Source organism: Pseudoalteromonas atlantica, assembly GCF_043641955.1.
Taxonomy (GTDB): domain Bacteria; phylum Pseudomonadota; class Gammaproteobacteria; order Enterobacterales; family Alteromonadaceae; genus Pseudoalteromonas; species Pseudoalteromonas atlantica_A.
The window spans coordinates 58,244-73,255 of record NZ_JBHZRV010000009.1 but is presented as its reverse complement, the minus strand read 5'-3'; the positions used below and the strand labels follow the sequence as shown (position 1 = coordinate 73,255).

Here is a 15,012-nt window from a genome sequence, read left to right as displayed (position 1 = left end):
ATGCCTTGGTTTGAAGGCGTTCCAGATGCTGCAGTTCTCAGTGCGCTGAGTGCCACTGCTATTGGTGTATGTTCACTACTTTTGGTTTATTTGTTTACTGGGCGTTTAATGTTGCCGGGTATTCAAGCTGTGGTGACTAAGTTATCGCCAGAGCGAATTGGCTTACTTGCACCTATGCTAACTAAGCTGAATCGTCGTTTTGCTGGTATGTTATGTTGCGTTTTGTTTTTAGCCACGTTTGATAGCATTTACCCAGTCGGTGAATTTTCAGCTGAAGTTTTTAAAATCATCGGGCAAACACTGCTAATCATCCATATCGGTTTTATTATCAGTAGCATAGTGAGTATTGCGGGTGGGATTTATAATCAGCTTGAGTTTGCCCGTGAAGTGCCTATTCAAGGGTTGATCCAAGTTGTTAAATTGATCACCTTTATGATTTGTGCAATCTTGATCGTGAGTATCATACTTGAAAAATCACCGACTTATATTCTTTCTGGGTTTGGTGCAATTGCCGCAGTGACATTACTTGTTTTTAAAGACACCATTTTAGGGTTTGTTGCGAGTATTCAAATTGCCGCAAACCGTTTGGTAACTTATGGTGATTGGATCCAAGTCGAAAATTATGGCGCCGATGGTGAAGTAATCGATCTGGGTTTAAACACCGTTAAAGTGCGTAACTGGGATAATACTATTACCACCATTCCAACCTATATGCTGGTGGCCGGGTCATTTAAAAATTGGCGTGGAATGCAGGAGTCAGGCGGACGCCGTATAAAACGCTCATTAAATATTGATATGAATAGCATTCGGCTTGTAGATGATGAGCTCACTAACATATTGGGACAAGCCATTGTGTTAAAAGATTTCATTAAGTTAAGCACATTACCCGATCCAGTATCAAACTTAGGGCTGTTTCGTCGCTATGCTGAAGGGTACTTAAAACAACATGAAAAAATAAACACGTCTTTGACGCTGATGGTGCGTGAGTTACAGCCATTAAATCATGGTTTGCCGATAGAGTTTTACTGCTTTAGTCAAGATAAGCGCTGGATATCGTTTGAGCATCTACAAGCAGAAATTATGGATCATCTATTAGCAGTGTTACCTCTGTTTGACTTACGACCTTATCAAAGTGTTACAGGGCAGTTTAGCCCTGCAACACAGCCGAATAGTTCAAAACCGTCGATCAAAGTGACAAATACTGCTGACCAAGCCCAACCAAAATAAAACCGATAAGTAGCCACCATATAGGTGGCTTTGCTAATCGCAACCAGGCAAATGCAATAACAACAAGTGCAATGTGCCATATATTATGAACCGCTGAAGTCCAAATTGGTGAGTACAGCGCCGCCGCTAGAAAACCGACTACAGCTGCATTGAGTGCGGCAATACTACTGGCAAAACGAGGGCGTTGAGCCAATTGCAACCAACTTTTTTGCAGCGCAAACATCAGTAATAAGCCTGGTAAGAAAATAAGCACCGTAGCAAGCAAAGCGCCTACAATTGGGTTAACGTCAGAAAATTGCGTACCTAAATAAGTGGCTATAGTGAACATGGGGCCGGGTACAGCCTGAGCACTAGCATACGCACTTAAGAATTGTTCTGTGCTAAGGTTTGTAACCCCTGCTTGTAGTATAGGTAAAACTACATGACCGCCACCAAACACCATTGCACCAGCTTGATAAAATGGCGCAAACAGTTCGGCTTGGTCGTTTAAAGGTATAAAGCTCAGTACCAACAACAGTGAAAATAAGCCCAATGCGACCCAATTAATGTGGCTGGTTGTTGAAGGCGGAGTATCAACATCTTTGGGTAATTTTAGTAAAGGCCAAATTGCGCCAATGGTAGCAGCGATAACAAGCACAGCAATTTGACTAATCAGGTTAGGTTGCACTAGCAGCAGTATTGTACTTGCTAAGGCTAATGCTTTTAATACCCAGCTTGTGCAAAAGCTCTTTGCCATGCTCAAAGTTGCATCTGCCACAATTACCACAGCAAAAAGTTTAAGGCCTGTCACTACAGCAAAGTAAATGCTGTCAAACTGGTGTGCACTGAGTGCTAATAACAGCATAATCAACAATGAAGGCAACGTAAACCCAATAAAGGCTGCAAGACCACCAGACAAGCCGTGTCGCTCAACACCAATGGCAAACCCAACTTGGCTAGAGCCAGGCCCAGGGAGTGCCTGACTTAAGCTGATCAGCTGTGCATAACGTTGATTATTTAACCATTTCAAATTATCAACAAAGTGGTTTTTAAAGTAACCTAAATGTGCCGCAGGTCCTCCAAAACTCATACAGCCAAGTAAAAAAAACTGTTTAAAAATAGCAAATAACATAATAGATCTATTTTCCCTTATGACTCTTTTATTTCATTATGACAAATTTATGTGACATTTAATGGTTTTTAAACCCTGTACCTGTCTACAATGTAATAAAGGTTTAATTAAATTTAATAAGCTATGCGATTTATTGGTTATATTCTTGTTACTTTTTTCTTTTTAGCATCCTGCTTAACTGCGGTAGAGTCTCATGCTCAAACAAAAGCGCCTAAAGTGTCAATCGCTGTTGATCATGCGCCACCTTACAGCCAAATTACCCCAGATGGAGAGATCAGTGGAGCAGTTGTTGACATTGTCAGAGCAATGCAAACACGTCTGTCATTCAAAATAGAATTAGTTGGTTGCCCATTTTCACGTTGCATACGCATGTTAGAACACGGTGAAGTTGATGCGATGGGGGGACTAATATTAACGCCTGAGCGCCAACAAAAGATGGTGTTTGTTAAGCCTGCTTATATGGCCTTGTCATCGTCATTTGTTTTTTATGCGCGCCATAAAAGTCAGTTAAATATAGCCAACTATGACGAACTCTACGGGAAAAAAATAGCGGTTATGCGAGGCGCCGCTTATTTTAAGCGCTTTAACGAGGATGAAAAATTAACAAAAGTTCCAGTGCTTACAGAGCAAACGGCTATGGACTTGTTATTAAAAGAGCGAGTAGATTTAGTGATTGCAGTAGAAGATACGGCTGATCATGCTATGAGTGTGTTAAATCAACCCTCCAACAAATTAGTCAAGATGGACTATCGTTATAAAGATACCATTTTTGGCTACCTTGCGTTTAATAAAGACTTTGCGAGAAGCCCGATTGCTCAAAAGCTCCAAATTCAAATGCAACAAATGGCATTAAGTGGTCAGCTAACCCAGCTTGTTGCTCCGTACAAACTACCTCCTATCACTTCACAAATGCTGGACTTTTAATACGTACTTCATTTTTTGTTCATGGACGCCTTGCTAATCTCATAGCTAATCGAATTAATCTCCAAGGACAAAGCATGACATTAACTAAATCACTTTTATCTGCAACAATCATCGGCGTATTACTCACGGGCTGTGAAACGAATAATACTGGCACAGGTGCTGCAATAGGGGCTGCTACAGGCGCTGTTCTTGGAAAAGCAACAGGCGATCATGATGATAAGCGTATCTTTATCGGCGCAGCAATTGGTGCATTAGCCGGGGCTGCTGTAGGTGATTACATGGATAAGCAAGAAGAAGCGTTTCGTGATGAACTTGCAGGCTCTGGTGTTGAAGTGGTGCGTGAGGGAGATAATTTACGCTTAGTTATGCCATCTAACATTACCTTTGCTACTGATCAATCGTATATTTCATCTGGTTTTCACAACACCCTTGATGCCATTGCAAAAGTAATGAATAAATACGAAAAAACGTATCTTAGTATTGAAGGCCACACTGATAGCACAGGTAAAGATAGCTACAATATGACGCTGTCAGAGCAACGCGCGCAAAGCGTAAAAGGCTACTTAGTAAACCAGCAAATTCTAGCCGCGCGTATCAGCACGCGAGGCTATGGTGAAACACAGCCTATCGCAAGTAACGAAAGTGCTAATGGTCGCGCACAAAATCGCCGTGTTGAGATTCAAATAGTACCGAATACAAAAAAATAATTTAGTATATTTGACCGCACAGTGTGCGGTCATGTTTTAGGGTCTGTTGACCTTTCAAGGTTAAATTTACAGCAGTCTGTTTGGTATTTAGGCAAGGCAGCGCCTATGTAGTGTGGTTATTCCCCATAAATAGGTGATAACGCAGCATCAATGCCAAACAGGCGCTGCCCTTCGGGTTCTGCCTAGGGGCGATTTACTCTTTGTTGCCTACATGGATATAGGTAAGGGGCGTGAGCAGGACGCGGAAGCTTTGCTCGGTTTTGACTTAGCCCACTAGGTTACAAACCTCGCGCCGCGATTAAACCGCCCCTAGTTTGAACAAATTTTAATCTGCAAAGGTCAACAGACCCTAATCTTTATTAAATTGCAGTTCACACAGTTGTTTGTAAAGCGGGTTAGTCTCAATGAGCTGTTGATGAGTGCCTGTAGCAATAATTTTTCCTTGTTCCATGACAACAATCACATCAGCATGTTTTACCGTTGCTAAACGATGCGCAATGATCAGTGTGGTGCGGTTTTGCATTAAATGCTCAAGCGCGGCTTGAACATGTTGCTCGCTTTGTGCGTCTAAAGCGCTCGTTGCTTCATCAAGTAGCAGTATTGCAGGGTCTTTTAATATTGCTCGTGCTAATACTATGCGTTGTTTTTGACCGCCAGATAAACGCACACCCTGTTCACCTAAAAAGCTCTCATAACCATTTGGTAAACTAGTAATAAACTCATCTGCATGGGCATATTTAGCGGCTTGATAGACCTGCTCGTCTGAGGCGTCAGGGTTGCCATATCGAATATTGTGCATGACATCTGAGCTAAATAAAATTGGGTTTTGTGCAACCATGCCCATGCTGTCCCTAAGTGTTTTCAGAGACAAGTCTTTAATATTAATATCATGAAATTTAATATCACCATTGGCTGGGTCATAAAAACGTTGCAGTAATTCGAAAAGGGTTGTTTTGCCTGCACCAGAGGGCCCAACAATCGCGACAGTTTGCCCTTTTTGTATACGTAATGAAACGTTTTTTAGTGCGCTGACATCAGGGCGAGACGGATAATTAAAAGTCACATTATTAAGCTCAATAGCTGACGACTGAGGATTAGAATGTAATGTGTCATCCTGTGGGTGCGTTGGGTTAACTATTTCACTTTTCACTGCTAATAATTCAAGTAATCTGGCCGCAGCTCCAGCCGCACGTTGTAATTCACCATACACTTCGGCAACGGTCGCCACTGACATAGCGACCATAATAGCGTAAAACACAAAGGCACCTAATTCACCGCCTGTCATAGTACCTGCAAGTACATCATTACCACCTACCCACAGCATGATGCTAATCGCACTGAACGTTAAGAAAATGACAGCGGCAATTAAAAATGAGCGTTGTTTAATACGGCTTTTCGCGACAGCAAACGCTTTATCCGTTTCAAGCGCAAAAGCGTGTTGTTCACGTTGTTCGTGACTGTAACTTTGTACAACTTTAATATTTTGAATAATTTCTCCAGCGTAGGTGCTGATATCTGCTATTGCATCTTGGCTTGAGCTGGCAAGTTTGCGCACCTTTTTACCAAAAACCATCATGGGCACTAACACTAATGGCACACAGGCAATCACGACCAAAGTAAGTTTGAGATTTGTGATAAGTAACATCGCTAAGCCGCCGATAAGCATTAACGCACTGCGTAATGCCATAGAGAATGACGAGCCAATGATGGATTGCAACAACGTGGTATCTGTCGTTAAGCGTGACATCAGCTCACCACTGCGGTTTTCTTCAAAGTAACTCGGGTGTAGGGTAACTATGCGATCAAATACGGCTTTGCGGATATCGTTACTGACGCGCTCACCAATCCATGACATTAAGTAAAAACGACTAAATGTGCCTATTGCTAATAAACTTATCAGGCCAATAAGCACAAACACGGCCTGCTTAAGTTGCTCTTGTGAACCTGCTATAAAGCCGTGGTCAATAACAAATTTAACGCCTTGTCCGAGCGATAAATTAACTCCGGCTGTTACAAAGAGTGCCATAAGGGCCGAAAAAACCACCCATTTATAAGGCTTAATAAACTGAAAAATCGGGATTAAACTACTAAAAGCAGCTTTGTCTTTAGGTTCGGCTTTGCTGGTGCTCATGCTGGATTCTTTTTGATGGATAAGGTATAGATATGGTTACTTAAATCATAATTTCAATAACGAAGGGACTAACCATGGCAATTGAAAAGGTATCGGGCGAATTTAGCGTTAAACTTAATCCTATTGAAGGCTATGCAAAAGGAATCGATGGTATCAATTTAGGTCGTATGTCGATTGATAAAACCTTTAGCGGTGAACTTGAAGCAAGCAGCACTGGCGAAATGCTCAGTGCCATGACCGCCACTCAAGGCAGTGCCGGTTATGTGGCAATTGAGCAAGTGGTTGGCACGCTTACAGGCAAACAAGGCAGCTTTGTATTACAGCATTTTGGTACTATGGATAAAGGACAAGACAGCCTAATTTTAAATGTAATTCCCGACTCGGGTGCTGATGAGCTAGAAGGATTAGCTGGCAGTATGAAAATACGTATTGAAAACGGTGTTCATCACTACGATTTTCAATACACGTTATAAGGTACACAAGGACTGAAATGCAAAAAGTAATCGAATTTAGGAAAACCCGTTTTCTGGGTGGGGTAAATATAGCGGCGTTGAATGATCGCATACAGGAATTAAACCAAGATGGCTGGAAAGTAATTAGCGCAGTACCTATAACAGGTTTCTATGGGCAAGTGCATGGTTATACATTATTTATTGAAATTGACGAGCTGTAAATGACACTCTCTACGTGGTTAGGCCTTGTGGCTATTTGTATGATGGGCGCGATGTCGCCTGGGCCCAGCCTTGCTGTGGTATTAAAACACAGCATTCATGGCAGTATGAAAAATGGCATGTTGTCGGCACTTAGCCACGGTATTGGAGTGGGTTTTTATGCCGCTGCATCATTACTTGGTCTCGGTACACTAATGTTACAATTTCCTATTGTATATCAAGCATTAGTCTATTTAGGGGCAGCTTATTTAGCATACCTAGGCCTTAAAATCTTATTAGCAAAACCCTGTGATGATGAACTACAAGTAGCTCAGCAAAGCGGCAGTGCAAAACATGCAATGCAAGATGGTTTTGCTATAGCATTTTTAAACCCTAAATTAGCGGTCTTCTTTTTAGCCTTGTTTTCACAGTTTATTGACCCTGAAAACTTGAATCTCAAGGTTGGCATGATCATGTGTTTCACTGTGTTTATCATTGATACTGGTTGGTATGTGATTGTTGCAGCGTTGACTGAGCTTTCAAAAAAGCGCTTTGCTTTTACAAAACCCTCCCCTTGGCTTGATAAAATATTGGCTGTAGTTTTTATAGGGCTAGCAATAAGAGTAGTTCTAATGATGTAGATTATTAATTTTTACTAATCCTTACCACCTACTCTAAAAGCTGCTTTTAGCAATACTAAATTCCTCCTTGAAATAAAGACGTGAAACTGAATCTTTTGTTACTAAGTGGATTCATTTGACGTTATCTACACGATCGCAGCACTTAGTTACTAAATGCATCTCCTTTGTAGCTATTGTCCTTATTTATGCATACGTATTCATCACACTTAATTTACTTTTTAGTTACACTTTGTTGGTTCTATTTTATCCACCAATTAGAAATAAACAGCACACAACTATAATATTAATAGGGTAGGAAGCTCATGGGGAAATTCAAACTGAGTGCATTAATGCTCGCAATGTTTGCCGCAAGTAGTGCATTAGCTGCAGCTGAAAACGATGAAAAAGCAGCAGTAAAGCCAAAATTAGATGATGACTTAGAAGTGATTGAGGTCACTGGTTTTAGTCGTAGTTTAATTCAATCATTAAATCAAAAGCGTTTTACAGACACGGTATCTGAGCAGCTATCAGCCGATGACTTAGGCGCATTGCCTGATGTATCAATGGCTGATGCATTAACGCGATTACCCGGTATTTCAGCGGTACGAACAGGCGGGCAGGCTGCGGAAATAAACATTCGTGGTATGTCTGGAGGTTTTGTATTTTCGACTTTAAATGGCCGCGAACAGGTTTCGACCAGTGGTAGCCGTAGCATTGAGTTTGATCAGTATCCATCAGAGCTGATTAGCTCTGCAGCTGTGTATAAATCACCTAAAGCATCACTTATTGAAGGCGGTGTTGCAGGTACTGTTGAGCTGCAAACAGCCAGTCCATTAAGCAATGATAAAAAACATAAGTTTGTGGTTAATGCTCGAGGTATGTTTAATGACCGTGCATCCGAGGTTAATGATGCCACTGAATATGGTGATCGCATTAGTTTTTCGTATCAGGGTAAGTACCTTGATGACACGTTAGGTGTTGCACTGGGCTATGCGCGTTTATTTCAACCAAGCGTTGCAACGCAATTTATTGGCCTTGCTTATAACGATAATAAAGATGTGGATGGACTCGCAAATGACACCAATGGCCCAGAGCTTAAACCTGAAAACGAATATATCAGTGAAGGCTTTGAGCTTCAGCATTTAGGCGGTGAAGAAACTCGAAATGGCTACATGGCTGCTATTGAATGGGCTCCGGTAGATAATTTTAAGCTTAAAGGTGATGTGTTTTTATCTCGTTTTGATACTGAATCGTTTGCCCGTGGTTTTCGGGTTAAATTAGGTGGCCCCAGCGCAAGCTATGCGAATGCGCAATTAGAAGGCAACTCAGTAATCGGTGCTTCAGTTAACCGTACCTCAAAAAGCTATACGCGCGTCGAAATTGTAAACGACGACAATCAAGACTTTGATGAAGTGGATAGTTACGGGATCAATGCTGATTGGCAAGTCACAGATCGCTTAAACGTTAATATGGACGTATCACTGTCGAGCGCAAAAAGTAATTTCCGTAATGGCTTATTGTGGGCGTTAGTGGCAGAAGATGCCAACGCACAAGAGCCTGTTCTTGATAATAACGTATCAATAAATTATCAACTCAACGGATTGAACTTACCAGATGTAGGTTTTAATCAAGCGGCTGCATTTAGCGACATTGATCGTGTGATGGTGAGTAAATACGGTATTTATCCTTTTAAAAATGAAGATGAAGTTAAAGCGTATCGCCTAGATTTTAAGTATGAATTAGATAACAGCTGGTTTAGCTCTGTTGAATTTGGTGCACGTTATTCTGACCGCGAATACAGCAATAATCGCTCGGTGTTTGAGTATGGAGATGATGGTGCGTTTTCAGCGAGCGAGCCGCCACTTAAATTAACCGATGATATGGTTGATGTTGTTGATTGGCAGGGCGAGTTTAGTTATTTCCCATCTTATTTGGCAGTTGATTTAGACAAAGCCTTGAATGCGTGGTTCCCGCAAGGTGTTCCTCAGCCAGTTACCACGTGGGGTAATGCAGATGGTGTGGTTGATCCACAAGGTTATAAAACGAATTACTCATGGACTATGCTGCAAAGTGGCTCAGTGTATGAAGAAGTGTTTTCAGCCTATGCAATGCTTAACATTAACGCTGAAATTGGCGATATGCCAGTACTAGGTAATATCGGTGTTCGTCGGGTAGATACCGATCAATCCGCTACTATTTTAGAAAACGTGAATGGTGATTTAGCCCTCGGAGCACAAAATATTACCGACAGTATCGGTATTGTGAATCAAAACTATTTACCTAATGTGCTAGGGACTGATTACGTTGATTACCTGCCGTCACTGAACTTAAACTTCCAGCTGTCTGACAACACGCAATTGCGTTTTGCTGCTGCGAAAGTAATGTCGCGTCCACCTATTAATCGTTTAGCAGGGGATGCCAGTGCACAAGCAGATAAAACCTCAGGAAAAATTAATGGTTCAAGTACTAATAACCCATTCTTGAAACCATTTTATGCCGATCAGTACGATGTATCCTATGAGTATTATTTTGATGAGTCAGATGGGGCGCTAGTCTTAGCTGCGTTTTATAAAAATATTGATTCATTTATCGATACTATTGCTATTGAAGGGTTCGACTTTAAAGGTAATGGCTTCAATGTGCCGGACTTTATTGAAAACCCAGTCAGTGGTGAGCAAGTTGCGACCACTAATGGTACATACACAACAGCGGTTAATAACGCGAACGGTGGTTACATTCGCGGTATTGAGCTTGCCTATACGCAGGTGTTTTCATCGTTGCCAGCACCATTTGATGGCTTAGGTTTCAACGGCAGCTACTCATACACAGAAAGTGAAGTTGAATCTATTACCAGCTTAGGTGGTGATACGGTGACGCAAGGTTTACCTGGTTTGTCTAAAAACGTACTAAACGGCACCTTGTTCTACAGTCTAGATAACTTTGAAACTCGTCTTAATGTGCGTTATCGCTCTGACTTTGTATCAGAGCAAGTGGCTATTAACGAACAGGTAGTTAATTTCGATGCTGAAACCGTAGTCGATTTTCAAACCTCTTACCAATTTACTGATTCATTTGGCATGTTGCTACAGGTCAATAACCTCACTGATGAACCAACCCAGAGTTACTTTGGCAATGAAAGTATCACCGGGACAACCCAATATTTTGGCCGTCAGGTTTATTTAGGTTTTACCTATAGTCACTAATAGCAAATTGGAGCACGAATAATGAACATAATAACTAAAGTAACTCATTTGCTATTGGCAGTGAGTTTAACGCTACTTTTTGGCTGCGGTGGCGCAGGCAGTAGCGATGTCAAAGCAGGACAAACTTTATTAACTTGCGATGTACCACAAGTCCCTAATGCAGAGGGAACACAATGCGTTGACCCTGAGCCTATTTCTTGCGATGCACCGTTATTTCCAGATGCAAATAACGAAAGCTGCATCAATGGCTATAACCCTGACTTACCAGACCCAGTTGTATTTGCAGGTGAGGGTGAGGCGATATTATTTTATAAACGCCCTGAAAATGAAGGATACGAAGGCTACCGTTTACACTCTTGGAATACCGATGGCTGTGATGCCTACGCGCCGCCGTTTGATGCAACCGATTGGGCTGACGGACATGAGTATGATGGTGTTGATCCTAACTATGGTGCTTACTGGATTGTAGCGCTGAAAGAAGGTTATACCGAATGCGCTAACTTTATTGTTCACATTGGTACGGATGGCGATGGTAAAGCATATGGTGATGTGGATTTAACCATGCCATTGATGCAAGACGATGAACGCTTTGTACGTATGAACTTTACTTTTGATGGTGAGCCTTCAGTTTTTGAATTTCCAGTTGCAAGCCTAGGTGAACGCCCTGTTGCGATTGATGGAGCATCAGCACATTGGATTGATTTAAATACAGTATTGTATAAGCCAAGTAATGAGCTTACACAAATCATTAAGTTGCACTCTTCTGCAACTGCTGACTTGGTGGTTGATTTAGACACTGGGCTAAATGGTGAAACCGTTGAGCTGACTGCAACCGAGTTAAGTGATGAGCAAGCTGCAAAAGTACCACACTTAACGGATTGGACCGCTTATCAAGGTAGTTGGGATGCGGACGCTGCAAAGCAGCTTATAAAGCAACAGCTTGTTGTTGCAGGCTACGATGCCGAAGGCAAGCTACTAGAAGCGACCTTTGTACAATCAGCAAAAGCATTAGACGCACTTTACACTCAAGGCGAAAGCGACGCGAATGAAGCCATGCTAGGTGTGCATTATAATAACAATGCAATCGATGTATCGGTTTGGGCACCCACTGCAAATAATATGATGATCACGGTTTTTGATGCAGATAAAACGCAAGTTGATAGCAGTGCGATGACTTTTGATAGCAACACAGGTATTTGGTCTATCAGTTTAGATAGTAAATACGACCGCCATTATTTCCGTTTTGCATTTGATGTTTATCACCCAACCACTAAAGCAATTGAAAGCTTATGGAGTACCGACCCTTACTCACTCAATGTATCGAGTAATGGGCTTTATTCACAGCTAATTAACTTGAGCGATGACGACACTAAACCAGAAGGTTGGGATGAGCGTATTGTGCCTACTATTACTAACCCAGAAGATGCGGTTATTTATGAAGGCCATGTACGTGATTTTAGTGTTCGCGATCAGTCAGTGAGCGAAGCAAACCGCGGTAAATACCTTGCATTCACTGAACTTGAAAGCGTGCCAATGCAGCATCTTAAGCAATTAGCTGATAAAGGCTTAACACACTTTCATTTACTTCCAGTGACTGATATTGGCACCATTGAAGAAGATGCTTCAGAGCGTGTGGAAATTACAGACACCTTAGGTAAATTGTGTGAGCGTATCAACGATGAAGCGGATGCATGTAAAATTGAAGATAAAAACAGCACCATTGTCGATATTATGCAAAGTTACCTACCTGGCTCAGATGATGCACAAGCACTAGCCAGTGCGATGCGTGATTTAGACGGCTTTAACTGGGGTTATGACCCTCATCACTTTATTGCGCCTGAAGGTTCATATGCATCAAGCAGCGAAGGCATTGCTCGTGTACTTGAAACACGCGCCATGGTGCAATCACTACAAGAAGTAGGACTTCGTGTAGTACTTGATGTGGTCTATAACCACACAACGTCATCAGGTATTTGGGAAAAATCAGTCTTCGACAAACTAGTGCCTGGTTATTACCACCGTTATAACGAAGTATCTGGGGCGATTGAACGCTCAACGTGCTGTGAAAACACAGCAACTGAACATGTGATGATGGATAAGTTTGTTAGTGATTCAATGGTTATTCTTGCTCGTGACTTTGGTTATGACAGCTTCCGTTTTGATGTAATGGGGCACATGCCTAAATCATCAATATTAGCTGCGCGTGAAGCAGTGCAAGCTGTCGACCCTGATAATTATTTTTATGGTGAAGGCTGGGATTTTGGTGAAGTAGCTAACAATCGTTTATTCACCCAAGCTAAACAGGCAGATATGGCTGGCTCAGAGGTTGGTACATTTAACGACCGTATTCGTGAAGCCGTGCGTGGTGGTGCAATGTTTAGTAATAACCCGACAGATGGCAACCTAGCGGAGCAAGATACGTTACGTTTATCGCTGGCAGGTAACTTACAAAATTACATTCTTAAAGACTTTAAAGGTAATTCGGCAAAAGGTAATAGCTTTAGCTGGAACACGCAACCAACAGCGTATGCATTAGACCCAGCAGATAGCATTAACTACGTATCAAAGCATGATAATGAAACGCTGTGGGATCAGTTGCAATATAAGCATGCATCGAGCATGAGCATTGAGCAACGTGTGCGTGCGCACAATATGGCATTGTCTATTCCACTAATGAGCCAAGGCATTCCGTTTATGCAACTGGGCGCTGATTTACTGCGTTCTAAGTCAATGGATCGTGATAGTTATAATGCCGGTGATTGGTTTAATGCTGTTGATTTAACCAAAGAGAATAATAACTGGAACATTGGTCTACCTAACGCAGAGAAGAACCAAGAAAAATGGTCTGAAATTATGCCTATCTCTGCTAATGCAGATGCACAGGCAATGCCACAAGACATTGCCTATGCAGGTGATGTATTCCAAGAGTTTCTGGCTATTCGAAGCGCAAGTCCGTTATTTAGATTAACAACTGAACAAGATGTTATCGACCGTGTCGGTTTTCATAATGTGGGTAAAAACCAGCAACACGGCTTAATCGTAATGAGTTTGGATGATGGCCAAGGTCTTACTGACCTAGACAGTAACTTTGATGCTTTAGTGGTTGTTATTAATGCGACAGAGCAAGTTCTATCACACACAATTGCAACAGCAACAGGGTTTGAATTACACCCAACTCTGCAAAACAGCGTAGATAGCAATATGGCTGGTGTTAGTTTTAGTGCTAACGAAACTGACGGCACGTTTACTGTGCCAGCTTACACGATGGCAGTGTTTGTGAAACCGCAAGGTGATACACAAGGCGCAGGTTTAAGTGCTAATGCAACGGTTGGCGCACCTGATGTTGTACCATTTGGTAGTACCACAGTTTATGTGCGTGGCAGTCTTAATGACTGGGGCACAGCTGATAGCTTTGAGTATATGGGCGACGGTGAATACCGCGTAGCTGTTACACTTACTGCGGGTGACTACGAGTTTAAAATAGCTTCTGAAGACTGGGCAACTGTTGATTTTGGTGCGCTCACTGATGCAGACAAAGAAGTGCTAGAGAACCAACCTGAGGCATTAACACGTAGTGGGGCAAATATGACCTTTACAGCGGCTATAGATGCAACGTACGTGTTCTCATTTGATGCCAGTGATAAAGAAAGCCCCACGCTTAAAGTGTATAACGAAGAACCGTTTGTAGGAACGCCAGTATTTGTAAGAGGTAGTTTAAATGAATGGGGTACCAGTGATGAGTTAATGTACCAAGGTAAAGGTATTTACACTTTCACTAAAACACTTAGCGCAGGCAGCTACGAGTTCAAAATAGCCTCTGAGGATTGGGAGACAATTGATTTTGGCTCTGGTGAGTCTGATGCGCTTGTGACTGTGGCTAAAGCAAAGTTACTCGCTGTTAAAGGCGCAAATATGATGATTGATATTGCCAGTGACGGTGATTACCAATTTGTGTTTGATGCTAGTAACTTAGATGAGCCAACTTTGAGTGTATTTGATGCGCAAATGTTTGCTGATACACAGGTGTTTTTACGCGGTAGTTTGAACGGATGGGGCACTGATAATCCACTGATGTATCAAGATAATGCGATGTATAGCACGTCACTCGACTTAGCTGTAGGCGATTATGAATTTAAAATAGCCTCAGAAGATTGGAGTACTATTGATTATGGCGGTGCAGGTGAGTCACCTGTAGTGATGATAGGTGAACAAGCTGCTCTAGAAGCGGTTGGTGCAAATATAAACCTCTCTATAGCAGAGCAAGGTAATTATACTTTCACTGTGATAGGCCCAGATCGCGACAACGTTAAAGTGCTTATTACTAAGAACTAATCAATCTTAAAGATAAACTTAAAAAGCCGAGCCGTTTGGGTGCTCGGCTTTTTTATGTGCTAATTGCAGTCAGCATCGACTTAGCGTATCTTAAATTTAAAAATAAA

At 41.9% G+C, this 15,012-nt stretch carries 10 protein-coding genes; 8 read left to right on the top strand and 2 right to left on the bottom strand.

What is annotated here, in order from left to right; translation table 11 throughout:
* A complete protein-coding gene (locus ACHUE3_RS16195; protein ID WP_394193487.1) occupies positions 1-1,227 on the top strand; it encodes a mechanosensitive ion channel family protein in 1,227 nt (408 codons plus the stop codon).
* Here ACHUE3_RS16195 and chrA read toward each other — a convergent pair.
* On the bottom strand, positions 1,187-2,338 hold the full coding sequence (chrA, locus tag ACHUE3_RS16190; protein WP_394193388.1) for a chromate efflux transporter: 1,152 nt from the start codon (positions 2,336-2,338) through the stop codon (positions 1,187-1,189). The two genes, ACHUE3_RS16195 and chrA, sit on opposite strands and share 41 nt — an antisense overlap.
* Positions 2,339-2,461: 123 nt before the next feature.
* Between chrA and ACHUE3_RS16185 the strand changes: the two genes are divergently transcribed.
* Together ACHUE3_RS16185 and ACHUE3_RS16180 are read left to right on the top strand one after the other, a co-directional pair.
* Positions 2,462-3,262, top strand: coding sequence for a substrate-binding periplasmic protein (locus tag ACHUE3_RS16185; RefSeq protein ID WP_394193387.1), 801 nt, complete (start codon positions 2,462-2,464; stop codon positions 3,260-3,262).
* A gap of 74 nt (positions 3,263-3,336) precedes the next feature.
* Entirely contained in the window at positions 3,337-3,969 is a 633-nt protein-coding gene (locus ACHUE3_RS16180) for a YiaD family glycine zipper/OmpA-like lipoprotein (protein WP_394193386.1), read from the top strand.
* A 349-nt stretch (positions 3,970-4,318) separates the two neighbouring features.
* On the opposite strand, the gene ACHUE3_RS16175 is transcribed toward ACHUE3_RS16180, so the two are convergent.
* On the bottom strand, positions 4,319-6,100 hold the full coding sequence (locus tag ACHUE3_RS16175; RefSeq protein ID WP_394193385.1) for an ABC transporter transmembrane domain-containing protein: 1,782 nt from the start codon (positions 6,098-6,100) through the stop codon (positions 4,319-4,321).
* Positions 6,101-6,174: 74 nt separating this feature from the next.
* Between ACHUE3_RS16175 and ACHUE3_RS16170 the strand changes: the two genes are divergently transcribed.
* The 5 genes from ACHUE3_RS16170 (at position 6,175) to pulA (ending at position 14,905) form a co-directional block, all read left to right on the top strand.
* Positions 6,175-6,573 (top strand): DUF3224 domain-containing protein, encoded by a 399-nt coding sequence (locus ACHUE3_RS16170; protein ID WP_394193384.1) that lies wholly within the window; start codon positions 6,175-6,177, stop codon positions 6,571-6,573.
* Between the two features lie 17 nt (positions 6,574-6,590).
* Positions 6,591-6,773 carry a hypothetical protein gene (locus ACHUE3_RS16165; protein WP_394193383.1) on the top strand — a complete coding sequence of 61 codons (183 nt, stop codon included), beginning with the start codon at positions 6,591-6,593 and terminating at the stop codon, positions 6,771-6,773.
* Positions 6,774-7,391 (top strand): LysE family translocator, encoded by a 618-nt coding sequence (locus tag ACHUE3_RS16160; protein WP_394193382.1) that lies wholly within the window; start codon positions 6,774-6,776, stop codon positions 7,389-7,391.
* A 302-nt stretch (positions 7,392-7,693) separates the two neighbouring features.
* A complete protein-coding gene (locus ACHUE3_RS16155) occupies positions 7,694-10,573 on the top strand; it encodes a TonB-dependent receptor (RefSeq protein WP_394193381.1) in 2,880 nt (959 codons plus the stop codon).
* 21 nt (positions 10,574-10,594) lie between these two features.
* The gene (gene pulA / locus ACHUE3_RS16150; RefSeq protein ID WP_394193380.1) at positions 10,595-14,905 is read left to right on the top strand and encodes a pullulanase-type alpha-1,6-glucosidase; all 4,311 of its coding nucleotides are present in this window, start codon (positions 10,595-10,597) and stop codon (positions 14,903-14,905) included.
* Positions 14,906-15,012 lie beyond the last annotated feature (107 nt).